Below are 23,306 nucleotides of genomic sequence, written 5' to 3'. Positions count from 1 at the left end.
TCACTCCAGGATGAACGTGGCGTCGGCTCGTGCGACGGAATCGGGCGTGGTGGTCAGGTTGATGTGGGTGCCGTTGTGGCGGACGTACTGGCCGGGGAAGTTGGTGGACTCGAACGACACGCCGGAACCCGACGCCAGTCCGGCGCGCCGGAAGAACGACGCGTCGGCGCGGAACGTGGCGCTGCCGTCGTTGCGCTCCACCCACATCTCGTAGTTGCGGTGCCGCAGGTAGTAACCCGGGAAGTTGGTCGACTCCAACGACACCGTGCCGCTGCCGTTCAGGCCCGTGACGACGCGGAACTGCGAGTCGGCCAGGGGGGCGACGTTCGCCTCGATCCGGCCGCGGTACTCCCAGTGCCGGACGAACCGGTCCGGGTAGTTGTAGGACTTGAGCCGCACGGGCGTGACGCCGTCGGCGACCGGGATGCCGAAGTTCGGCGTGCCGTCGGCGTTCCAGTAGACCTTCTGCACGCGGGTGCGCCGGTTCGGGTCGCGCAGCGGGTCACCGGAGATGTCGCGGTAGTTGCGGTCGTGGTAGACGAGGATGTCGCTCTGACCGTCCTCGGACACGGTGAACGAGTTGTGGCCCGGACCGTACTGCCCGGTGGCCGCGTTGCTCTCGAACACCGGGTTGGCGCCCTTCGTCCACGACGACGGGTTGAGCAGGTCGGCCGACGCCGACGCGGTCAGCATGCCGAGGCAGTAGTTCGCGTCGGTGGCGCTGGCCGAGTAGGTGAGGAACACCCGGCCGTTGCGCTGGATCACCGTCGGCCCCTCGGCGACCTTCACGCCGCCGCGCGTCTCCCACGCCAGCGTCGGCACGGTCAGCCTGGCCACCGTGCCCGTGATGCTCCACGGGGTGGAACCCATGCGGGCGAGGTAGAGGTTGGAGTTGGTCGAGATGCCGGGCTCGGCCTGCGCCCACGTCAGGTAGCGCGTGCCGTTGACCACGAAGGTCGACATGTCCAGGGAGAAGGTGTCCCACGGGACGTTGACCTTGCCCCGCTCGGTCCACGTGCCGGTCAGCGGGTTGGCGCTGCTGTTCTCCAGCACGTACGGGCGGATCCGCCAGACGTCGTCGGTCCGCCCGGCGGCGAAGTAGACGTACCACTTGCCGTTGACGAAGTGGATCTCCGGCGCCCAGATGTGCGCGCCCATCTCCCCCGACGAGTGCTTGCGCCAGATCACCGACTCCGCGGCGCCGGCCAGGCCCTGGATCGTGGTGGCGCGGCGCAGCACGATCCGGTCGTACTCCGGCGCGGTCGCGGTGAAGTAGTAGTAGCCGTCGGTGTGCTTGAAGATGTGCGGGTCCGCCCGCTGGTTCGCCAGCGGGTTCGTGTACTGCGCGGCGGGTGAGGCCTGCGCGGTCGGCGTCACCACCAGGCCCGCGAGCGCGGTCACGGCGGCCACCGCGACCACCGCCAACCTGCGGGGCATCCACCGGAGAACGGCACTGTCCATCGGTTCCACTCCATCGTGGCGTCGGGGTATGCGGCGACTGTTAACGCTAACAGCGCAGGTCGGCCCGCCTCAATACCCAGTTGCGAGACGATTCGAGGTCGCTTGTCGGCGAACCACGTTCCGCATCGCGGTCGTACCGGAAGACCGACCGGCGGCAGGCGCAATCGCCGAACGGTACTGGTGTTAGCGATAACAATGCGTTAGCTTCTCCGACACACGCCGCCCCGACGCTCGCCGGGTGGGCGGACGCGACTCTCCCCCGTCCGCGCACCCGGCCTCCACCCGGCCGGTGGTCAGTCCCGCAGCTCGTCGACGATCCGGCCGAGCTGGACGGCGCGCGCAGCCGGCGTCCTCGCCTTCATCAGCCGCAGGAGCAGCGCGTACCGCCGCGTCCGGTCCAACCGCTCGAACCGGGCCCGCGCGCGGTCGTCCCCCGCCAGCGCCTCGGCCAGGTCGGGCGGCACGGTGGCGTCGCGCTGCCGCTCGTAGGCCGCGTCCCAGCGGCCGTCGGCCCGGGCGGCCTCGATCGCGGCGAAGCCGGCGGCCCGCATCCGCCCGGCGGCGATCAGCGCCTCGGCCTTCTCGACGTTGACCCGCGACCACGACCCGCCCGGCCGCCGCGGCGAGTACCGCTGGAGGTAGTGGTCGGCGTCGAAACCCCTGCGGTGGCTGTCGATCCACCCGTGGCAGAGGGCGACGTCGAGGGCTTCCGCGATGGTGACCGACGTCGCCGCCGACCCCTTCTTGGCGATCCTGAGCCACACCCCGCCGCTGGTGCCGTGGTGGTCGGCCAGCCACGACTCCCACTCGGCGGCGTCGGCGAAGTCGAGGACCGGGGTGCCTGTCGGTTCGTCCATGTCCCCATGGTGCGGTGCGAAAGTGCGCACCGTGTGAGCACTTCGCTCAGGTGCCGGACTCACGCCGTTCCGCCACGGTGTCGGGCGCGGACTCCGGGATCTCGGTGCGCACGTCGGAGTCGCGCAACACCTCCCGCGCCTGCGCCTCGGGGTCGGCACTGCCCGTCCCCTGCTCCTCGGGCAGCAGGTTCGCCCTGGTCCGCGCCCGGCGGTCGACGTCGTTGCGCCGGTCGAACACCTCCGGCCGGTCGAGGTCGTGCTCGCGCCTGATGCGCTCCTCCTCGGCGGCCGACAGCCCGGTCGCGCCGAGGTCCAGCGGTTCCTCATGCGTCATGGGTGTGCCATACCCCGTCGGCCGCCGGTTGACGCGTGAGGTCAGGGGGTGGCGCGGGCCCGGTCGTGGTGCCGGCGGGCCTTGAGCCGGTTGCCGCAGGCGGTCATCGAGCACCACAGCCGCCTGCCCGTGCGCGAGACGTCCTGGAAGTGCAGGACGCACTCCGGGTTCGCGCACTTGCGGAGGCGGTCCGGGGTCGCCTCGCGCAGGGCCGCGAAGTCCCGCAGGCACGCCCAGGCCGCACGCCACCGCGGGTCGGCGACGTCGTCGTGCTCGACCCGGCCGCGCGCGTCGACCGCCAACCGCACCCGCCCGTGGTCCAGCAGGGCGTTGAGCGCGGCGTGGTCCGCCGGGTCGGCGATCACCGCGGCCACGGCGGCACGGGCCTCGCGCAGCGGCTGCCGCGGCACGGGTCGGGCGGTGGGGAGTTCGCGGTCGGTGAGCCACGCGCCGGTCAGGTCGTCGTGGTCGAACAGGTCGTAGGCGACGCCGGCGGTGATCCACCGCGTGTTCAGCAGGTCGATGCCCAAGGGCTGGTCGGCCAGCGGGCGCCCGGGCCAGCCGCGGGCCAGCAACGCGCCCGTCACGGCGTCATCGGCACCCAGCACCGCCCACCTCCACTTCTAACCGTTGAGAGTCGCTTGACAGGTTAACACGCGACCTGCTTACCTTTGTCCGCCAACTAACCTTTCAAATGACTTAGAACGGTTAGACACTCCGAGTCGGGAGCAGTCGATGACCTCGTTCCGGTACGCCGACATCCACGGGCAGCGCGTCTTCTACCGGGAGGCGGGCCACGCCGACGCGCCGGTCCTGGTGCTGCTGCACGGTTTCCCCACCAGCTCGCACATGTTCCGCGAGCTGATCCCCCGCCTCGCCGACCGCTACCGCGTGATCGCGCCGGACCACGTCGGCTTCGGCCACAGCGCCGCGCCGTCGGTGGACGAGTTCGACTACACGTTCGACGCGCTCACCGACATCACGCTCGGCTTGCTGGACCACCTCGGCGTGCGGCGGCACGCGTTGTACATCCAGGACTACGGCGCACCCATCGGCCTGAAGATCGCGTCACGCCACCCCGAACGCGTCACGGCGATCATCACGCAGTCCGGCAACGCCTACACCGAGGGCTTCACACCGTTCTGGGAACCGCTGTTCGCCTACGCGACGAACCCGGGCCCCGACACCGAACCGGCGGTGCGCGCGCTGCTCACCCCCGACGCGACGCGCTGGCAGTACACCCACGGCGTCCAAGACCCGAGCCGGATCAGCCCGGACACCTGGGCGCACGACCAGGCCCTGCTCGACCGGCCCGGCAACGCCGAGGTGCAACTGGCCCTGTTCCGCGACTACCGCCACAACCTCGACGCGTACCCGGTGTTCCAGCGGTACTTCCGCGAGACGCGCGTGCCGCTGCTCGCGGTGTGGGGCAGGAACGACGAGATCTTCGGCCCGGACGGCGCGCTGGCCTACCGGCGCGACCTGCCCGACGCGGAGATCCACCTGCTCGACGCGGGCCACTTCGCGCTGGAGGACCGACTCGACACCATCACGGGCTACACCCGCGGCTTCCTCGGACGCGTCCTGGGCTGATCAGCGAAGCTGTGAGCGCTAACAGGCAGCGCCGCACCAGCTTTCCGGCCAGCCTGTTAGCGATAACAGGCAGGCCTTGCCCCCCTTCGCCGGCCTGCGCTACGGTGCCGTGGAGCGCTCCCAGTCCGGCCCGCCGGCACAGGACCGGAGGCGCGTCACGATTCCTGCTCGCAAGGAGGCGAGGCAAGGGTCCGCGCAGCGCGTCCGCTGCCGGGTCGCGACGCCGAAGCCTCCGCTCCCCGTTGTGCCGCCAGTCCACTCAGGACACCCACGCCGCCGCGTCCAGTCCACCCCGAGAGATCATCGAGGAAACCGTGGCTGCATCGAGGAAACGCGCTCTCGCCACCCTGTTCGCCGCACTGGCCATGACCGGTGCGTCCGCGGTGGCCGCGCCCCAGGCGTCGGCCTACCCGGGTCCGGGCGTCGTCACCGGCGACATCCGGGTGCACGACCCCAGCGTCGTCAAGCGACCGGATGGCAGTTACCTGGTCGCGCACACCGCGGACGGCATCGGCCTGAAGACCTCCACCGACCGCACCGCGTTCCGCAACGCGGGGGCGGCCTTCCCCAACGGCGCCTCCTGGACCACCACCTACACCAACGGCAGCCGCAACCTGTGGGCGCCGGACATCTCCTACCGCAACGGCCAGTACTGGATGTACTACTCGGCCTCCACGTTCGGCTCCAACCGGTCGGCGATCTTCCTGGCCACCAGCTCCAGCGGCAACGCCGGCACGTGGACCCACCGCGGCCTGGTCATCGAGTCGCGCACCGGCGACAACTTCAACGCCATCGACCCCGACCTCGTCGTGGACGACCAGGGCCGCTGGTGGCTGAGCTTCGGCTCGTTCTGGTCCGGCATCAAGATGGTCGCGCTCAACCCGTCCACCGGGCTGCGCTCGGACTCCACGATCCGCGCCATCGCCGGCCGCAACGGCGGCGCCATCGAGGCGCCGAACATCGTCAAGCGCGGCAACTACTACTACCTGTTCGTCTCGTTCGACCGCTGCTGCCAGGGCGCCGCGAGCACCTACCGCGTCATGGTGGGCCGCTCGACCAGCGTCACCGGCCCGTACGTGGCCCGCAACGGCACGGCCATGACCTCCGGCGGCGGCACCGAGATCCTGGCGGGCCAGGGCAGCATCCACGGTCCGGGCCACCAGGACGTGTTCGGCGATGTCGACAGCGACATCCTGGTCTACCACTACTACGGTGATGACGGTGCGTCCCGATTGGGCATCAACCTGCTCGCGCTCGATTCCGCGGGCTGGCCGTACGTGCACTGAGCGCCGACCGGTCGTCCGTCCCCGTCCGCCGAGGGCAGCGGCGGGCGGGGACGGCGGCAGACCCGCAACCGCACGGCCGCCAAAGTGGGCATTGACGTTGGCGCAACCTGCTCGTAGCCTCCCGGAAAGCGCTTTCCCCTCTGCACCGCGCGTCCCGTCACGAAGCGGTCGGAACCGGAGGAACCGAATGGGTGCCCTGAAACGTTTCAGAGTCCTGGCGACGTCGTTGGTCGCGCTGCTGGCCGTCGCGTGCGGCAGCGGCGGTGGCGGCGGCGACGAGACCCAGGCCGGTCCCGCCACGCTGCGGTTCTCGTGGTGGGGGAACGCCGAGCGCGCCGAGTTGATGCAGAAGGCGATCGACCTCTTCCAGAGCAAGAACCCCGACATCAAGGTCACGCCGAGCTTCCAGGAGTTCGAGGCGTACTGGCAGAAGATGGCCACCGAGACGGCGGGCGGCAACGCACCGGACGTGCTCCAGATGGACTTCGCCTACATCCGCGAGTACGCCGACCGCAACGCGCTCTACGACCTGAAGAAGCAGGAAGGCAAGAACCTCGAACTCGGGGACCTGCTGACCGGTCTCAAGGGCGCGGGCGAGATCGACGGCAAGCTGTACGGCGTGCCCACCGGCGGCAACACCTGGGGCTACATCTACAGCCCCGCGCTGTTCGCGCAGGCCGGCGTCGAGGAACCGAAGGAGGGCTGGACCTGGGACGACTACCGCGCCGCCGTCAAGGCGATCGCGGAGAAGACCGGGGTGTCCGGCGGCGGCAACTACGTCGGCAGCTACTACAACCTGGAGCTCCAGCTGCGCCAGGAGGGCAAGCTGCTCTACACCGAGGACGGCGAGCTCGGCTTCGACAAGGCGCGGTTGAAGGAGTTCATGCAGGAGGGCAAGGACCTCGCGGACGCCAAGACCGTGCTGCCGATCGAGAAGGGCGTGCAGATCAAGCCCGCGCACGCGCTCGAGCAGAACCTGGTCGCCGGCGACCTCGGCTGGGACAACTTCATGGCCCGCTACGCCAAGGGGAACCCGGGCTTGAAGCTGGGCCCGGTGCCGACCGACGAGTCGGGCACCTCCGGGCAGTACCTCAAGCCGTCGATGCTGCTGAGCGTGTCGCAGAAGAGCGAGCACCCGGCGGCGGCGGCGAAGCTCGTGTCGTTCATGGTCAACGACCCGGAGGTCGGCAAGATCTTCGGCGCGAACCGGGGTCTGCCGCCGACGAACGCGCAGCGCGCCGCGGCGCAGCTCGAAGGGCCGCTGGCCGCCGTGGCGGCGTACGAGGACGAGCTGAAGGACGAGTTCGGGAAGACGCCTCCCGCGCCGCCGAAGGGCGCCGGCACGTTGGAGCAGGCGTTCATCCGCATCACCGAGGAACTGCAGTACGGCCGCATCTCCGTGGACGAGGCGGTCGAGCAGTTCTTCACCGAGGCCGAAGAGACCCTCGGGTCGTGAGCCGGGCGACGATCGCGCCGGACCGGCGCGCCGAGGTCGCCGTCGACCGGGGGCCGGGTCCGCGCAGGCGGACCCGCCTGCCCGGTGACGGCCTGGCGGGGTACCTGTTCCTGTCGCCGTGGATCATCGGGATCGTCCTGCTGACCCTCGGGCCGATGGCGACCTCGCTGTACCTCTCGTTCACCGACTACGACCTGTTCAACACGCCGACGTGGATCGGCCTGGAGAACTACCAGCGGATGTTCACCGACGCGCGGTGGCTGCGGTCGGTCCAGGTGACGGCCATCTACGTGGCGCTGGCCGTGCCGATCAAGCTGGTCGCGGCGCTGGCCGTGGCCATGCTGCTCAACAGCAAGCGGGCGGGCCAGGGCTTCTACCGGGCGGCGTTCTACGGGCCGTCGCTCATCGGCGGCAGCGTCGGCGTCGCGATCGTGTGGAAGATGATGTTCAGCGACGACTCGGTGGTCGACCAGCTGTTGCTGCGGTTCGGCATCGACACCGGCGGCTGGGCGGGCAACCCGGACTTCTCGCTGATGATGCTGGTGCTGCTGGCGACGTGGCAGCTCGGCGCGCCGATGGTGATCTTCCTGGCCGGGTTGAAGCAGGTGCCCCGGGAGCTGTACGAGGCGGCCGAGGTCGACGGCGCCGGTCGGGCGCGGCGGTTCTGGTCGATCACGCTGCCGATGATCTCGCCGGTGCTGTTCTTCAACCTGCTGCTGGAGACGATCAACGCCTTCCAGGTGTTCACGTCGGCGTACGTCGTGGGCGGGCCGAACGGGCAGCCGGCGGGCAGCACGCTGTTCTACACGATCTACCTGTTCGACCGGGGCTTCGGCGACTACCGGATGGGCTACGCGTCGGCCATGGCGTGGATGCTGCTGCTGGGCGTCGGCCTGGTCACCGTGTTCCTGTTCCGCACGGCACGCGGGTGGGTCTTCTACTCCGGCGACTCGGGGGACAAGCGATGAGGCGGCCGTGGGGCAGGGTGGCGTGGCACGTCGGCGTGCTGGCGCTGCTCGCGATCGTGCTGTACCCGATCGTGTGGGTGGCGGCGGCGACGTTCAAACCGTCCGAGGCGATCGTGGGCAGCCTGCAGCTGTTGCCGACCGCGCCGACGCTCGCGAACTACGAGCGGGTGTTCGAGGGCGTGGTCGGTGTCGGCGTCGGCCGGTTCTTCTGGAACTCGGCCGTGCTGGCGGTGCTGTCGGTGGTGGGCACGGTCGCGTCGTCGGCGCTGGCGGCCTACGCGTTCGCCCGCCTGCGGTTCCGCGGTCGGACGGTGCTGTTCGCGATCATGATCGCGACGCTGCTGCTGCCGTTCCACGTGCTGATCATCCCGCAGTACGTGGTGTTCCAGAACCTGGACCTGATCGACACCTACGTGCCGCTGCTGGCGGGCAAGTTCCTGGCGTCGGAGGCGTTCTTCGTGTTCCTGATCGTGCAGTTCATCCGGCAGCTGCCGCGTGAGCTGGACGAGTCGGCCAAGATCGACGGGGCCGGGCACTGGACGGTGTTCTGGCACATCATCCTGCCGCTGTGCCGGCCGGCGCTGATCACGACGGCGATCTTCACGTTCATCTGGAGCTGGAACGACTTCTTCGGGCCGTTGATCTACCTGAGCACCCCGGACAAGTACCCGCTGCCGTTGGCGTTGCAGTTGTTCATCGACGAGACGACGGGTTCGGACTTCGGGGCGTTGATGGCGATGTCGATGCTGGCGCTGGTGCCGGTGATCCTGTTCTTCCTGTTCTTCCAGCGGTTCCTGGTGGAGGGCGTGTCGACGTCGGGGTTGAAGGGATGAGGCGGTTCGCGCTGTTCGGCGAGTGCCTGATGGCGGGGCTGCTGGTGCTGCTGGCGGCCCTGCCGGTGGTGACCCTGGTGCCGGCCCTGGCGGCCGGGTGCGCGCACATCAAGGCGCACGTCGACGGGGAGACCACGTCGGTGCGGTCGTTCTTCGGCCGGGTGCGGGCGGCGTCGCCGGGCGGGTGGGTGGTGTCGGTCGGGGTGGTCGCCGGGTTCGCCGTGCTGGTGGTGGACGTGGTGTTCCTGCGGACGCGGGTGGTGGGTGGCGGGTACGTGGCCGCGGTGTGCTCGGTGGCGGGGGTCGGCCTGGCGGTCGTCGTTCTCCGTGCGGCGGCTTCGTGGTCGCCGGGGGCCTCGTGGCCTTCGGTCATGCGTGAGGGCGCACGCCGAGCGGCTCGTGACTTCGCGGGCTCCCTGCTCCTGGTCATGTCCCTGGCGGTCCTGCTGGTCGTGACCTGGCAACACCCACCGCTCCTGCTGCCGATGGTCGGCTGCGTCCTGATGTCCGCCGTCGCGGTGGACCGACGGAACCGGACATTCGCCGAAAACCCGATCTCTCGTTAGCATGCCCTCTGACCAGCGCTGATCGTTCCTCACCTGGCCACGAACGGGTGAATCCGGAAGGAGCCATCGCCAGAAACGCCGTTACCGAAACTCTGGAACGTCGGTTGAAACAACGAGGCCGGCACCCAACCCCCGACGCCGTCTCCTCCCCACTGCCGTCTTCTCCACCCCCGGCGGGACCGCCAAACCCGGCGTGCCCTTGAGGCCGAGCGTGGAGGGGACCAAGCACCCCGAACCTCCGGTTCGAGCGTGACGCCGAGACCTCACCTCAAGGCTGACGCCGGCACCTCACTTGAAGGCTGGAGCCGGACCCGCCGAAGCAGGATGCCGGCGCCGAACCGGGAGTCGGGCAGGCCTGGAACCAGCAGGCCCTGGGGCCGGGCAGACCAGGGGTCAGCGCGAGCGCGGAGCCGAGGCGAGGCGAGGCGCCGTCCGAACCGATCACCGCCAGCCATCCGCCACCCAGCCGCCTGTCACCGGGCGCCTGTCATCGGGGATCGGCCGTCACCCAGGGCTGCCCGCCATCCGGGGTCGCCGGTCATCCGGGGTCGCCGGTCATCCGGGGTCACCCGCCACCCGGCACGAGCGGCCGATCGGAACCTTCGCCGCAGCCGGTCAGGTGCTGTCCCGCGGCACCAGCGTGGAGGGGAAGAAGGTCAGCGGGACTGTGGGGCGGCGGTCCAGGAGTGTGGTGGTGGCAGCGGTCGCGATGGATTCGACCGGGTTGGTGGTCGTGGTGAGGGCCGGGTGGCTCAGGGCGGCGAAGGTGATGTCGTCGAAGCCCGCCACCGCGACGTCGCCGGGGACGTGCACGCCGGTGCGGCGGAGGGCGTCCAGGGCGCCCAGCGCTGACAGGTCGCCGAGCGCGAAGATCGCGTCGGTGTCCGGCCAGCGGGTCATGATGTGGGTTGCGACGGCGTCGCCTCGGGCTGCGGTGAAGTCGCCGGGGACGTGGCGTGGTGGGATGCCGGCTTCGGTGGTCGCGTGGTGGTAGGCGGTTAGGGCGCGGTGGGTGCAGGGGAGCCACTCGGGGCCCGTGATCATGGCGATTCGGCGGCGGCCGGTGCTGAGCAGGTGGTGGATGACGTTGGTGGTGCCGGTGGCGTTGTCGACGTCGAAGGATGCGATGTGGCGGGAGCCGTTGCCGATGGCGGCGATCCGGTGGCGGGCGGAGTGGGGGGTGGTGGCCAGGGCCGTCGGGGTCGGGTTGACCACGAGGATGCCGCCGATGCCGCGGTTCCCGGTCAGGCGGGCCAGTTCGGCCGGGTCGTGCAGGGGCAGCCAGTGCAGGGACACGCCGACCTCGCGTGACGCGGCGGCGGTGGCGGTGGCGGCGGTGACGCGGGCGACGTAGGGGTCGTTCAGGACGTGGGCGGTGTGGCCGGCGACGGCTATGGCGATCCGGGTGCCGCTGCGGGTGGCCAGGGCGCGGGCGGCGGGGTTGGGCAGGTAGCCCAGGGCGTGGGCGGCGGCGGTGACCTTGTCCCGGGTGGAGGGTGAGGCCGGGCCGCGGGAGGTCAGGGCACGGGATGCGGTGGCGATGGAGACGCCGGCCCGGCGGGCGACGTCGGCCAAGGTTGCCTCGCGGCGCTGTTCGACCACGGTGGCAAGTGTGCCGGCTCCGTTTCCGGATCAGCCCGGATCAGGCCAGCCGACACCGACTGGGGCAGGAGTCGGTGTCGTACGCGGAGGCCCTTCACGCACGGGCACGGGCACGGGCACGGGCACGGGCACGGATGAGAGTCAACTCGATCCTCGCGGTCGGACAGGGGTCGGTTCGGCACTGGGGCGAAGGCCGGGTGCTGGGGGACGGCGCTGGGGGGAACGGGTTCGATCGCAGAACGAGGGCCGGGTTCGGGCTTGTGGTGGAAGCGCTTCCACGTTTGAGGTCGGGTTGGTGGTGAGGTCGCGGCACGGTGGCGACGGGGACGGGGAGGGGTGGGGTCATGAGGGCGGGGATCATCGGCGTCGCGGTGACGTTCGGGCTCAACGGGGTGGCGGTGGCGTCGTGGTTCGCCCGCGTCCCCGCCGCCAAGGACGCGCTCGCGCTCGACGCCGGCGCGTTGGGGCTCCTCCTGCTGGCCATGTCGGCGGGAGCGGTGCTGGCGATGGTCACGGCCGGGGAGGTGACGCACAGGCTCGGTGCTCGGCGGGCGGTCCGCGGGGCGGCGGTCGGTGTGGCCGCGGGGTTGGCGGTGGTCGGTGCGGGGATCGGGGTCTGGCCTTCGGTGCGGGCGACGGGGATCGGTTTGTTCCTCCTCGGCTACGGCTCGGGCACGTGCAACGTCGCGATGAACGTCGAAGCCGCCGCCGTCGAACGACTGATCGGCCGCACGATCATGCCGCGCTTCCACGCGGTCTGGAGTTCGGGCACGGTGGTGGCGGCCGGGGTGGCGGCGGCGGTGGCGGTCCGGTTGCCGGTGGTGGTGCACTTGACCGGTGTCGCGGTCGTCACGGTGGTCGGCACGTTCGTCGCCGCGCGCTCCTTCCGCCACGGCACGGCCGGCACGGCGAAGAGCGGTGTGCTGGCAGCTTGGCGGGAACCGCGCACGTTGCTGATCGGGTTGCTGGTGCTGGTGCTGGCGTTCACGGAGGGCACGGCGAACGACTGGGTCGCGGTGGCGTTCGTGGACGGGTACGCGTTCGGGGCGGCGGCGGGCGCGGTGGTGTTCGGGGTGTTCGTGACGTCGATGACCATCGGTCGGGTGGTGGGCACGGTCGCGCTCGACCGGTGGGGGCGCTCGCCGGTGCTGGTGGGGTCGATGGTGTCGGCGATCGTCGGCACGGCCCTGGCGGTGTGGTCCGGTGAGCCGGTGGTCGCGGTGGGCGGGGTGGCGTTGTGGGGGTTGGGCACGGCGCTCGGCTTCCCGGTCGGCATGAGCGCCGCGGCCGACGAGGAGGAACGCGCGGCCGCACGGGTCGGTGTCGTCGCGGTCATCGGGTACACCGCGTTCCTGGCCGGGCCGCCCGCGGTCGGGCTGCTCGGTGACCACGTCGGTGTCCTGCGCGCCCTGCTCGTCGTGCCGCTGCTGCTCGTCCCGGCGCTCGCCCTGGTTCCGGCCGTGCGCCCGGTCGGGTCGGCGCCCGCCGGTCGGGGCTGACGGTCGGGGCTGACGGTTCAGCCGAGGAAGCGCACGTCGGGGTGCCGGTCGGACGGTCCCTCCAGGAGGCGTTGCGGTCGGTGGCGCAGGTGCTGGTCGAAGAACGCGGTCAGGTAGGCGCGTTGGGCGGCGGTGCTGCGGTCGGGGTCGACGGTGCCGACGATGGGTGCGGTGACGGTCGGGTCGAGGCGCAGGTGCGGCACGAGCGACTGGTGGTCGGTGAACGAGGAGTGCTCGCCGTCGGGCAGGTGCAGTTGCCGCACCCAGCCGCGGTGGTGTGCCAGGAACCGCTGCCACGACAGGTCGGACGCCGCGCTGTGGTCGCCCGCGCTCATCAGCAGGAACGGTCGGTCCAGGCCTTCGTCGGCGACGCGGCCGAAGTCCCCGGTGGACTGGTTGTAGGCCATGCTGCCGTCGAGGTTGGCGCCCGCGTCGATCCGCCGGTCGGTCAGCATGGCCTCGCCGGTGGTGAAGCCGCCGGCCGAGTGCCCGACCATGCCGACCCGGGACAGGTCGAGCGACCGGCCGAGGTTCCGGGGCAGGTCGCGGCGGCCCGCGTCCGGGTTGCCGCCGGCGGCCAGTACGTCCAGTTGGTCCAGGACGAAACCGGTGTCCTGCGCGCGGGTCGCCATCATCTGCTTGGAGACGTCGATCGTGATGGGCGGGATGGAGCGCGGTGCGACCCGGCCGTCGGGGAACTGCACGGCGAGCGGTTCGTGGGTGTGGTCGATCGCGACGACCACGTAGCCCTTGCTCGCCAACTGCTCCAAGAGGCTGGTGCCGAGGGCGCGGGGGTTGCCGCGGCCGGGTGAGTAGAGCACGACGGGCCGTCGGCCGGGCACGGCGGGCGCGTCGGGGACGGAGTGGGTGGGGAAGCCGTAGTCCAGGTCGGCGGGGTCGAGGCGCAGCGCGCGGGCGTCGCTCGCGGCGACCGCTTCGGCGACGGCGGGCGGCATGAACGGCGCTTCGCCGGCCGGGCTCGGTGTCGCGGGGTAGCGGATGGTGACCATCAGTTCCCGGGCGGTGTCCGGCCGCCAGGGGTCGGGGCGGGTGTGGTCGACCAGGTGCAGGTCGGTGACGCCGACCCGGTGGGGGCCGGTGGGTGCGGGCAGTTCGAACGTCACGGCGGCCGTCGCGGGCGCGGCGGCCGCGAGTGTCGCGCCGGCGATCAGGACGGGCAGGAGCAAGCGTTTTCCAGTCACGGGGTGAACCTATGGCGGCGGGGTGCGGGCGGGATCGGGGTGATCACCCAACGGCACCCTGGCATGACCACTAGGTGAAGGTCCACCCGGTCCACTGTGGAGCGCCCAGGCGCGCGGACAGTTCTCGTGCCTGGCGGTGGTGCTCGGCGGCCCGCTCGGGACGTCCGAGCGCGGTGGCGAGGTTCGCCAGGTGGTGCGCGGTGGGGCCGAACGAGACCAGGCCGCTGCCCGCGCCGGCCAGTTCCCCGGCCGCCGGGAGCAGTGCGGTGTAGAGGCGTGCCGCGGTCGGCCGGTCGCCCGCTTCGACCGCGATCACGGCGTGCAGGCACGTTCGCGCCTCGAACAGCAGGTCGTGCGGCGGGTCGGGGATGGTCGTCGAGAGGGCTTCGGCGCGTTGTCCCCGGGACAGCAGGACGATCGGCCGCGCCCACGGCTCGTGCGGCCCGTAGTCGACGTCCGGCGCCTCACCGAGGCTCAGCCGGGCCAGCGGCAGGAGGCCGCGTTCCACGCCCGGCATCCCGGCGCCCGCGAGCCGGGACGCGGCGGCGCGGTAGGCGGCCCCGGCCTCGTCCCGTCGCCCGGTCACGGCGAGCCGCAGTGCCCGGTACCAGCTGGTGAACACGGCGACCAGCGGCAGGTCGTGGCGTTCGGCGAGGGCTTCGGCCGCGGCGGCGTGGTGGTCGGCGGCGGGCAGGTCGGCGAGCGCGGTGCGGGCTTGGTTGAGGATCAGGTGGGCGAGCACCTCGAACGGCACCAGGCCGTGGCGGGTGGCGAGGTCGAGCAGTTCCGCGCCGATCCGGGCCCGGTCCGGTGCCAGTCCGGCCCGGTAGCACGTGTGCAGGAACCGGCCGTTGAGCGCCGGCGCCAGCAACGACGGGTCGTCCAGGTCGCGGGCGATGGTTTCCGCTTCCCGTGCCGCGGCACGGCCTCGTGGCCCGGTGTCGGCACGCCGTTCCATGGCGATGGTGATCAGCAGGCGTGCGCGTTCGGCGTCGTGGCCGGGAGGGAGGGCGTCCAGCGCGTCTTCGGCGGCGGCGGCGAGGCGGGCGGACAGGGCTTCGTCGTCGTTGGTGGTCCACAGGGCGGGTACGTCGAACGCGCCGACCGCGCGGGCGGTCAGCACCGGGTCGCCGCCCGCCCCGGTGACCGCTTCGGCGCGGAGCCGGCGGGACTGCTCCAGTTCGCCGGTCACGGCCAGCGCCCGGACCAGTCCTGCCACGGCTTCCGGGTCGTGGGGTGACCGTGCCAGCGCTTCCCGCCACAGCGCGGCTGCCTGGTGCGGTGCGAAGCGGCGTTCGGCCCGTTCGGCGGCGGCCCGGGTGCGGCGCGCGGTGCGGTCGGGGTCGGCCCGGGTTCCGGCCCGCAGGAGGTGGTGTGCGACGGCTTCCACGTCGTCGGGGCGCAGCCGTTCGATCACGTCGGCGGCCGCCGCGTGCCAGCGGGCCCGGCGGGCGTGCGGGATGTCGTCGTACAGCGTCTCGTGCACGAGCGCGTGCGCGAACCGCAGCCGTTCGGCGTCCGGTTCGACCAGGAAACCGGCGAGCAGCGCCGATTCCACCGAGTCCAGCACCTCGTCCTCGGCGCCGGCCAGCGGGATCAGCACGTCCAGGTCGACGTCCCGGCCGAGCACCGACGCCTGGCGCAGGTGGGTCCGCGCGGTCGGGGTGAGCCGGTCGAGGCGGTGGCGCAGGACGTCGCGGACGCCCGCGGGCACGGTGCGCAGGGCCGGGTCGGTTTCCCACAGGCGGGTCAGCTCGCGGACGAAGAACGGGTTGCCGCCGCTGCGGGCGTGGATCGCGCGGACGTCGGCGTCGGTGGGCGTGCGGTCGGTGGTGGCCTCGACCAGGTCCCGCACCTGGGGTCCGGTCAGGCCGCCGAGGTGGACGCGGGTCGGCTCGGTGCGGGCGGCGCGGCCGAGCGCGGCGGTCAGGGCGGCGGGGATCTCGGTGGAGCGGTAGGTGGCGACGATGAGCACGCGTCCGGCGTCGTGGTCGGCGGCCAGCGCCGTCACGAGGGCGAGCGTGTCCTCGTCGGCCCAGTGGACGTCGTCGAAGACCAGCAGGACGGGGTGCGGCATCCGGGCCAGGTGCGCGCCGATCGCCCGGTGCCACCGGAACCGGTCCGCGAGCGGTGCCGGTGGCGGGTGGCCGGCGGCGGCGAGGGCATCGGCGATCCGCGTCCACGGCCAGGCGGCGGGCGCGTCCTCGGGGCAGTCGCCCCAGGCGGTCGTCCAGCCCGCGGCGGCGAGCCGTCGGGTGAGCTCGCGGGCCAGCGCGGTCTTGCCCGCGCCGGCCGTGCCGGAGATCAACGCCAGTCGCCGACCCGTCCGGGCCGCGTCCGCCAGCTCGGCCAGTTCGTCGGCGCGGCCGAGGAACGGGGTGGTCGGCCCGATCGGTGGCGGCGGGTGCGGGACGAGGGTCGGCGCGTGGGTGAGGATGTCGGCTTCGAGCCGGCGCAGGGCGTGGCCGGGGTCGACGCCGAGTTCGGCGCGCAGCACCTCGCGGGATTGGCGCAGCACGGCCAGCGCCTCGCCCTGGCGGCCGGTGCGGTAGAGGGCCAGGGCGAGCAGGCGGCGGCCGTCCTCGCGCCACGGGTGGGCGGCGACGTGCGCCCGCAGGTCCGGCACCGCGGCCGCCGCGTCACCCAGTGCCAACGCGGCCTCGGCCCGCCGTTCGACGGCCAGCAGCCGCACCTCGTCCAGCCTGGCGGCCTCGCCGTGCGCCCAGGGCCGGTCGGCGAACTCCGCGTAGGCGGGGCCGTGCCAGAGTTCGAGCGCTTCGTCCAGCAGCGCCAGGGCGTCCCGGGCGCGGCCGCCCGCCAGCAGCGGGGCCGACCCGGCGACCGCGGCCTCGAACCGCCGGGCGTCGACGTCCTCCGTCCGCAGCGCGTAGCCCGGCGGCACGGTCACCAGCAGCCGTGAGGGCGTCCGGGGCGGGCGGTCCGGTTCGAGGGCCTTGCGCAGCGCGCCCACGAACGTCTGGACCGCGCCGACCGCACCCTCGGGGGCGTCGCCGTCCCAGAGGTCGTCCACGAGCCGGGTGACCGGCACCACGCGTCCGCCGGCGACCAGCAGCCGGGCCAGCACGGCCCGGTGCCGCGGGCCCTTGAGGTCGGCCGGACCGCGTTCGCCCACGGCCTCCACCGGGCCGAGCACTGTGAAGCTCACCATCGCCGACAACGTATCCGACCTGGTCCGGGGCCACCTCGCGGGCGGTGGGCCGGTGCTGATCGAACGCTGATCGGGGTGGCCGAGGGTGGGTGGCGCACCACCGCCGAGACACCGGAGCAGGACATGATCACCTCGTTCACGCAGCAGCGCGTCACCGTCGCCGACGGTGTGGCGCTCAACGTCGCCGTGGGCGGCTCGGGCAGCCCCGTCGTGCTGCTGCACGGCTTCCCGCAGACGCACCTGATGTGGCGGCACGTCGCCGCCGACCTGGCCGCCGACCACACCGTCATCTGCCCCGACCTGCGCGGGTACGGCGACAGCGACAAGCCGGCCGACGACGGGCGGACCTACGCCAAGCGCACGATGGCCGCCGACGTCGTCGCCCTGGCCCGCGCGCTCGGGCACAACCGGTTCGCGCTGGCGGGGCACGACCGGGGCGCGCTGGTGGCGATCCGCGCCGGGCTGGACCACCCGGACGCGGTCACGCACCTGGCGTCGCTGGACGTGCTGCCGACGCTGGACATGTGGGACGTGATGCACGGCGTCACGGCGGCCGTCGGCTTCCACCTGTACCTGATGGCCCAGCCGCCCGGCCTGCCCGAGGCGGTGATCGGGGCTTCGGCGGACGCGTTCTTCGGCCACTTCCTCGACGTGTGGACCAACGACCCGGCGTCCATCCCGGCCGACGTGCGCGCGGCGTACCTGAAGGCTTCGCGGGAGGCCGTCCCGTCGATCGTCGCCGACTACCGCGCGTCCGCGACCGCGGACGTCTCGGACGACCTGGCCGACCGTGACGCCGGGAACCGGCTGCGCATGCCGGTGACCGTGCTGCAGCAGGACTGGGGCGCGGCGCTGGGCTTCGACGCCGCCGCCCGGTGGCGGGCGTGGGCCCCGGACCTGGAGCACCGGACCGTGTCGTGCGGCCACTTCATGGCCGAGGAGGCGCCCGGCGAGGTCGTGAAGGCGCTGCGCGACCTGCTCGCCCGGTAGGCCGTGCGGCGGGCGCCGGGTCTGCCGACCCCGCGCCCGCTCGCCGGTCCCCCCTGTGCCGCGGTCTCCCGTCCCCCCAGCCGGGAGCGGCGCGGCTCCTCAAGCGTGCCCCGCGACCCTGCGGGAAAACTTGCACGAAACCTGCACCGCGGGTCAGGAGCGGTCGGGGGACGATTCGGCGCGGCGACGGGTGCGCAGGGTGCCGGGCCGGGCCTTCACGGACGGGTCGCGGCGGGTCTTGGCCAGGCTGGCGATCGTGACGACGGTCAGCACGACCGCGATGACGGCCAGGCTCAGCAGCGTCGGCACCTCCGGCACGCGGGGGTCCACCGACTCGTGCGCCCAGTGCAGGACCAGCTTCACCCCGATGAACGCCAGGATCAGCGCCAGGCCCGTCGACAGGTACACCAGCCGATCCAGCAGACCCTTGACCAGGAAGAACAGCGCCCGCAGCCCGAGCAGCGCGAACGCGTTGGCGGCGAACACGACGTACGGCTCGGACGTGATGCCGAAGACCGCCGGGATCGAGTCCAGCGCGAACAGCACGTCGATGCTGCCGATCGCGAGCAGCACCACGAACAGCGGCGTGGCCATCCGCCGACCACCCGACCGGGTGAACAGCTTCCCGTTCTCGTAGTCGTCGGCGATCGGCAGCACCCGCCGCGCGGTCTTCACCACGACGTTGTCCTCGACGTCCGGGTCCTCGTCGCGGTGCCGGTACAGCTGCACGGCCGTGTAGAGCAGCAGCAGCCCGAACAGCAGGAACACGAACGAGAACAACGACAGCAGCGTCGCGCCCACCGCGATGAACACCCCGCGCAGCGCCAGCGCCAGCACGATGCCGAACGTCAGCACCTTGTGCTGGTGCGCCTCCGGCACGGCGAAGGTGGACATGATGATCACGAACACGAACAGGTTGTCGACCGACAGGCTCTTCTCGACGAGGTAGCCGACGAAGTACTCCACGCCGGCCTGGCTGCCGTGCGACAAGGTGAACCACACGCCGAACAGCAGGGCGACCAGCACGTAGAACACCGACCACGCGGTGGCCTCGCCGATCTTCACGCGGTGCGGGCGCACGACGGCCAGGACCAGGTCCACCGCGAGCAGCAGCAGGACCAGGCCGATGGTGAGCGCCCAGGTGAGCCAGCCGATGGCCACGGCGGTCAGCGGCCGGACGTCGGCGGCGTCGGCGGGGGCAGGGGCCGGGGCGGCACCGGGTCGGGGCCGGGCGGTTGCGGCCGGCGCGGGACGGGATCCGGCGTCGACGGGTCCGGCGGGTCCGGCTCGTGGTCCCCGAACTGCGCGTTCACGCGGCCCTCCTCATCACGTCACGGCCTCGGGGTACCCCGCGCACTTGTGGCGTAACGCCGCGCGTGGCCGGGACGACGCCACGGGCACACGAACGGACCACCGAGGGGGCGTCGTCCATGACCGATCGGCAGTGGCGGGCAGAGGACCTCGCCGTCGGCACGAGCGAGGTGGACGGTCTCGCGGTCACGCGGGTCGTGGGCGAGGTCGACCTGACCGGGGTGGACCTGATCCGCGCCGAGCTGGGCGCCCGGCTGGAGCTGCGGCCGCCGGTGCTCGTGGTGGACCTGACCGACGTGACCATCCTGGGTTCGCTCGGCATCGCGGCCCTGCTGGAGGCGCACCACCACGCGGCGGCGGCCGGCGTCGAGTTCGCGGTCGTGGCGAGCCGGCGCTCGGTGGTCCGACCGTTGCGGCTCACCGAGGTGGACCGACTGCTCACCGTGGTCCCCACGCTCGACCAGGTGATCGCGAGCTGACCGGACTCCCCCGCCGGAGCCGCCTGACGCGGTCACCTCGCCGCGGTCACCGCCGCGCGCGAGGACCGGGCGCGCGCGAAGTGCACGACGATCGTCACCGTGGCCGCGAGGAACACGACCTGCATGATCGTGCGCGGCAGCAGCGCGTCACCGAACGAGGGTGAGATGCCCTGCCGGGCGGCGTGGACGTTCGCCGGGAACATGCCGACCAGCATCGCGGTGAGCCCGGCCGCCGCCCACAGCGCGGTCCGGTCCCACAGCACGCCCACCGCGCCCGCGAGTTCGAGCACGCCGGTCACCGTGACGACCAGCCCGGGCGCGGGCACGGCGGGCGGCACCATCGCGATCAGCTCCTCGCGCATGCCGATGAAGTGCGCCAGGCCGGTCGCCACGAACATCGCCGCGACACCGCACCGGACGGCGAACGGCCACGGCGGGACTCGGGTGACGCCGGCGGCGCGCAGGCCGACCAGCGCGAGGGTGACGAGGACGAGGATCACGAGCGGCGCCACGGCGACTCCTTCGACAACGCGAACTTGACACTGACAAGATCCCCCCCGACCGGGCAACTTGTCAATGACTAGATCGCGGTACGCTGCCGGGGTGACCACACCGCGCCCCTACCACCACGGCGACCTGCGCCGCGCCGTCCTCGACGCGGCCGTGGACGCGATCACCGAGCACGGCCCGGCCGGCGTCGGCCTGCGCGACCTGGCCCGGCGGGTGGGCGTGTCGCACGCCGGCCCGGTGCACCACTTCAAGGACAAGGCCGGCGTGCTCACCGCGCTCGCCGCCGAGGGCTTCGGCCTGCTGGCCGACGCGCTGGACGCCACCGTGGCGTTGGGTGGCGACATGGTCGAGCTCGGCGCGGCCTACGTGCGCTTCGCGGTCGACCACCGGGCGCACTTCGAGGTGATGTTCCGACCCGACCTCTACCGCGGGGACGACCCGGCGCTGGTCGAGGCGCGCGACCGGGCCGGCGCGGCGCTGGCGGGCGGCGTCGCCGACCGGCCCGACCCCGAGCTGGCCCGGGTCGCGGCGTGGTCGCTCGTGCACGGCTTCGCGACGCTGTGGAACACCGGCGCGCTGTCGCACGCCGACCGCGACCCGGTGGCGATGGTGCGGGCGTTCGCGGGCTCGATGTTCCTCACCTAGCCGGGTTCCCCACCTGGCCGGTCACGCCGACGGCCAGGTTCCGGTCGGACAGGAACCGCAGGTACTCGTCGTGGTCGAGCGGGTTGCCGTCGGTCCTCGGCCGGGTCGGCGCCGGTCCGCGCACGCGACGGGCCGGGCCCGGTTCGTGCCGCACGCTCCCCTCGCCGCGGGTCAGGCCGGGCAGGGCGGCGGCCAGGTCGTGCAGCGACCGGGCCGGCAGGTCACCCGGCACCAGCCACCCCGCGCCGGACTCCACCGCCGGCCGCAGGTCGGCGCCCAGCGAGAGCAGCAGCCCGGTCACCGCGCTCAGCGCGTCGTCCGGCACCTCCACCTCGACCCGGTACCCCGGCTCGTGCACGGCGCTGCCCGCGTCCCGCAACGCCCGCAGCACCACCACGGGCGTGAGGTGGCGGAAGTCGGCGGCGACCGTGTTCGGCGCCTGGTAGCCGACCCGCGTGACGGTCACCGCGCAGTCGGTCACCTCCCACCCGTACAAGCCCTGCCGGAGCGTCGCCGCCACCGCCTCCTCGATCGCGCGGTGGTAGGACTTCGGCAGCAGGCCGAGCTGGGCCTGGCGGGTGACCGTGACGCCCGCGCCCGGCGGCAACGGCTCGACGCGCACGCCGACCGTCTGCCAGAAGTCGTTCGGTCCGCGCGGGGTGAACTCGTGCACGGCCTCGCCCGGTCCGACCGGTCGTTCGAAGTACACCGGCCGCGCCTGCTCGAACACCGCCTCCACGCCGAACTCGCGCTGCAACCGCTCCGCGATCACCTCCCGCTGCACGGCCCCGTAGAGCAGCACCGACGTCGCACCACCACCGGCCACCCGGGTCCGGATCAACGGGTCCTCGTCGGCCAGCCGGGTGAGCGCGGCGTGCAGGGCGACCTCCCGGCCCGGCTCCGCCGGCCGCACCACGGACTCCAGGATCGGTGGCGAGAAGCGCACCCGCGGCCCGTCGTCGTCCGCGCCCAACCGGTCGCCCACCCGCACCCGCGGCAGACCGCGCACCCTGCCGATGTCCCCCGCGGTCAACGGGCCGGCGCCCCGGCCGACGACCTCCAGCCCGGCCACCCGGCCCCGGTGCTCCTCGACCGCGCCCGAGGGACCACGCCGCCGCAACACCAGCCGCTGCCGACCGCGCACCGTGCCGGAGAACAGCCGCAGGTAGGCGACCTTCTCGCCCTGGGCGGTGCGCTCGACGGCGAACACCGTGCCGCGCGGCTCGTCCGCCGCCACCACCGGGCGCGGCGCGAGGAACCGCCGCACCCCGTCGGTCAGCTCGGCCGTCCCCGCGCCCGACACCGCCGAGCCGAAGAACACCGGGTGGACCAGGCCGCGGCACGTCTGGTCGCGCAACGGCCCGGCGACGTCGTCGGGCACCTCGCCGTCGACCACCCGGGCCAGCACCGAGAGGTCGTGCTCGGCCAGCACCTCGGCCACCTCCGCCGCGAACGACCGGTCCGTGAACGAGCGGGCCACGACCCGCGCGTCCCGGGTGCCGAGCCGGTCGACCCGCGCCACCGGCACGACGGCGGGCGTGAGCGTGCGGCGGATCTCGGCGAGCAGGTCGTCGTACCGCGCACCGGCGCGGTCGACCTTGTTGACGAAGACGAGCGTGGGCAGCCGCAGCCGCCGCAACGACCTCATCAGCACCTTGGTCTGCGCCTGCACGCCCTCGACCGCCGAGAGCACCAGCACCGCGCCGTCGAGCACGGACAGGGCGCGTTCCACCTCGGCGATGAAGTCCGGGTGGCCCGGCGTGTCGACCAGGTTCACCTGGAGGTCGCCGACGGCGAACCAGGCGACGGCGGAGCGGATCGTGATGCCGCGGCGGCGTTCCAGCTCGCCGCTGTCGGTCTGCGTGTCACCGCCGTCGACGCTGCCGAGCCGCGGGATCGTCCCGTGCTCGAACAGCAGCCGCTCGGTGAGGCTGGTCTTACCGGCGTCGACGTGCGCGAGCACGCCCAGGTTGAGGGTTCGGGTGGGAATGGCGGTCCTCGCGGGTGTGGGAAGGGGCACCGGAACGGAAGACACCGTCGAGTCGCCGCATCCCACTCCTCCTCGCAGACCGAACACCCGTCGCCGGACACCGTAGGGCGGACGCCCGGATCGCGCCGGCCGATTTCGGCGGCACCGGGGCCGCCGGAGCGGCCGGGGGGGCGAAACAGGTCGGCGCACCGAAGCGCGGGCCGCAGTGCTGCCCGTGCGCCGGCGCGCCGACCGGTTCCCGCTCCCCGACGGGCGTGAACCGCTTCCCCGTTTCCCCCCTGTTCCCCCTGTCCCCCGTTCCCCCGCACCCCCCCGGCCAGGCCCCTCGTCGACCCCCGTCGTACGCCTCCTGACCTGCACCAATAATGGTCACCAAGACCTGCCCGGGCAACGTCGCTTCCCGGCCGCCCGGCGGCGGCTTCCTTGCCGGGATCCGGCAAGGAATGATTCGGACAATCCAGACAGTGTCGGGGGGCGCATACCATGATCTACCTAGTCGGAAAATCTCCCACTTGGCTGCTGTGCGGTAAGTCGCCGGCCCCTAGGCTGCTGTCC

At 72.6% G+C, this 23,306-nt stretch carries 21 protein-coding genes; 10 read left to right on the top strand and 11 right to left on the bottom strand.

The window, feature by feature from the left end; all coding sequences use genetic code 11:
- The 4 genes from FHX81_RS33715 to FHX81_RS33700 form a co-directional block, all read right to left on the bottom strand.
- A complete protein-coding gene (locus tag FHX81_RS33715; RefSeq protein WP_141982559.1) occupies positions 1-1,461 on the bottom strand; it encodes a family 43 glycosylhydrolase in 1,461 nt (486 codons plus the stop codon).
- A gap of 293 nt (positions 1,462-1,754) precedes the next feature.
- Entirely contained in the window at positions 1,755-2,318 is a 564-nt protein-coding gene (locus FHX81_RS33710) for a YdeI/OmpD-associated family protein (protein WP_141982558.1), read from the bottom strand.
- Positions 2,319-2,364: 46 nt separating this feature from the next.
- On the bottom strand, positions 2,365-2,652 hold the full coding sequence (locus tag FHX81_RS33705) for a hypothetical protein (RefSeq protein WP_141982557.1): 288 nt from the start codon (positions 2,650-2,652) through the stop codon (positions 2,365-2,367).
- A 41-nt stretch (positions 2,653-2,693) separates the two neighbouring features.
- On the bottom strand, positions 2,694-3,260 hold the full coding sequence (locus FHX81_RS33700) for a CGNR zinc finger domain-containing protein (protein ID WP_211363630.1): 567 nt from the start codon (positions 3,258-3,260) through the stop codon (positions 2,694-2,696).
- 127 nt (positions 3,261-3,387) lie between these two features.
- Here FHX81_RS33700 and FHX81_RS33695 point away from each other — a divergent pair, with 127 nt between their 5' ends.
- The 6 genes from FHX81_RS33695 (at position 3,388) to FHX81_RS33670 (ending at position 9,354) form a co-directional block, all read left to right on the top strand.
- A complete protein-coding gene (locus FHX81_RS33695) occupies positions 3,388-4,245 on the top strand; it encodes an alpha/beta fold hydrolase (RefSeq protein ID WP_141982556.1) in 858 nt (285 codons plus the stop codon).
- Between the two features lie 314 nt (positions 4,246-4,559).
- A complete protein-coding gene (locus FHX81_RS33690; RefSeq protein WP_211363629.1) occupies positions 4,560-5,531 on the top strand; it encodes an arabinan endo-1,5-alpha-L-arabinosidase in 972 nt (323 codons plus the stop codon).
- A 187-nt stretch (positions 5,532-5,718) separates the two neighbouring features.
- Entirely contained in the window at positions 5,719-6,987 is a 1,269-nt protein-coding gene (locus FHX81_RS33685) for an ABC transporter substrate-binding protein (protein ID WP_170232258.1), read from the top strand.
- On the top strand, positions 6,984-7,955 hold the full coding sequence (locus tag FHX81_RS33680; protein WP_246108103.1) for a carbohydrate ABC transporter permease: 972 nt from the start codon (positions 6,984-6,986) through the stop codon (positions 7,953-7,955). Before FHX81_RS33685 ends, FHX81_RS33680 begins: the two co-directional genes overlap by 4 nt.
- Positions 7,952-8,788, top strand: coding sequence for a carbohydrate ABC transporter permease (locus tag FHX81_RS33675; RefSeq protein ID WP_141982554.1), 837 nt, complete (start codon positions 7,952-7,954; stop codon positions 8,786-8,788). Before FHX81_RS33680 ends, FHX81_RS33675 begins: the two co-directional genes overlap by 4 nt.
- Entirely contained in the window at positions 8,785-9,354 is a 570-nt protein-coding gene (locus tag FHX81_RS33670; RefSeq protein ID WP_141982553.1) for a hypothetical protein, read from the top strand. Before FHX81_RS33675 ends, FHX81_RS33670 begins: the two co-directional genes overlap by 4 nt.
- Positions 9,355-9,969: 615 nt before the next feature.
- On the opposite strand, the gene FHX81_RS33665 is transcribed toward FHX81_RS33670, so the two are convergent.
- On the bottom strand, positions 9,970-10,956 hold the full coding sequence (locus FHX81_RS33665) for a LacI family DNA-binding transcriptional regulator (RefSeq protein WP_141982552.1): 987 nt from the start codon (positions 10,954-10,956) through the stop codon (positions 9,970-9,972).
- A gap of 344 nt (positions 10,957-11,300) precedes the next feature.
- On the opposite strand from FHX81_RS33665, the gene FHX81_RS42710 reads away from it, so the two are divergent.
- Positions 11,301-12,455, top strand: a complete 1,155-nt coding sequence (locus FHX81_RS42710; protein ID WP_141982551.1) for an MFS transporter — start codon at positions 11,301-11,303, stop codon at positions 12,453-12,455.
- A gap of 17 nt (positions 12,456-12,472) precedes the next feature.
- Here FHX81_RS42710 and FHX81_RS33655 read toward each other — a convergent pair whose 3' ends face one another.
- Positions 12,473-13,657, bottom strand: coding sequence for an alpha/beta hydrolase family protein (locus tag FHX81_RS33655; RefSeq protein WP_141982550.1), 1,185 nt, complete (start codon positions 13,655-13,657; stop codon positions 12,473-12,475).
- A 70-nt stretch (positions 13,658-13,727) separates the two neighbouring features.
- Positions 13,728-16,826, bottom strand: coding sequence for an ATP-binding protein (locus FHX81_RS33650; RefSeq protein WP_141982549.1), 3,099 nt, complete (start codon positions 16,824-16,826; stop codon positions 13,728-13,730).
- A gap of 123 nt (positions 16,827-16,949) precedes the next feature.
- Here FHX81_RS33650 and FHX81_RS33645 point away from each other — a divergent pair, with 123 nt between their 5' ends.
- The gene (locus FHX81_RS33645) at positions 16,950-17,816 is read left to right on the top strand and encodes an alpha/beta fold hydrolase (protein ID WP_141984276.1); all 867 of its coding nucleotides are present in this window, start codon (positions 16,950-16,952) and stop codon (positions 17,814-17,816) included.
- 153 nt (positions 17,817-17,969) lie between these two features.
- Here FHX81_RS33645 and FHX81_RS33640 read toward each other — a convergent pair whose 3' ends face one another.
- Complete coding sequence (locus FHX81_RS33640; RefSeq protein ID WP_141982548.1) at positions 17,970-18,977, bottom strand: TerC/Alx family metal homeostasis membrane protein; 1,008 nt, start codon at positions 18,975-18,977, stop codon at positions 17,970-17,972.
- Positions 18,978-18,982: 5 nt separating this feature from the next.
- Positions 18,983-19,129, bottom strand: a complete 147-nt coding sequence (locus tag FHX81_RS40910) for a hypothetical protein (protein WP_170232257.1) — start codon at positions 19,127-19,129, stop codon at positions 18,983-18,985.
- A gap of 117 nt (positions 19,130-19,246) precedes the next feature.
- Here FHX81_RS40910 and FHX81_RS33635 point away from each other — a divergent pair, with 117 nt between their 5' ends.
- Complete coding sequence (locus FHX81_RS33635; RefSeq protein WP_141982547.1) at positions 19,247-19,606, top strand: STAS domain-containing protein; 360 nt, start codon at positions 19,247-19,249, stop codon at positions 19,604-19,606.
- 32 nt (positions 19,607-19,638) lie between these two features.
- Here FHX81_RS33635 and FHX81_RS33630 read toward each other — a convergent pair whose 3' ends face one another.
- The gene (locus tag FHX81_RS33630) at positions 19,639-20,118 is read right to left on the bottom strand and encodes a DoxX family protein (protein ID WP_141982546.1); all 480 of its coding nucleotides are present in this window, start codon (positions 20,116-20,118) and stop codon (positions 19,639-19,641) included.
- A 91-nt stretch (positions 20,119-20,209) separates the two neighbouring features.
- Between FHX81_RS33630 and FHX81_RS33625 the strand changes: the two genes are divergently transcribed.
- On the top strand, positions 20,210-20,761 hold the full coding sequence (locus tag FHX81_RS33625; protein WP_246108102.1) for a TetR/AcrR family transcriptional regulator: 552 nt from the start codon (positions 20,210-20,212) through the stop codon (positions 20,759-20,761).
- On the opposite strand, the gene FHX81_RS33620 is transcribed toward FHX81_RS33625, so the two are convergent.
- Positions 20,754-22,781, bottom strand: a complete 2,028-nt coding sequence (locus FHX81_RS33620) for an elongation factor G (protein ID WP_246108101.1) — start codon at positions 22,779-22,781, stop codon at positions 20,754-20,756. The two genes, FHX81_RS33625 and FHX81_RS33620, sit on opposite strands and share 8 nt — an antisense overlap.
- Between the last annotated feature and the right edge of the window lie 525 nt (positions 22,782-23,306).

It is taken from the genome of Saccharothrix saharensis (assembly GCF_006716745.1).
GTDB classification, from domain to species: domain Bacteria; phylum Actinomycetota; class Actinomycetes; order Mycobacteriales; family Pseudonocardiaceae; genus Actinosynnema; species Actinosynnema saharense.
The sequence above is the reverse complement of the archived record's forward strand: the minus strand, read 5'-3'. Positions and strand labels throughout refer to the sequence as shown.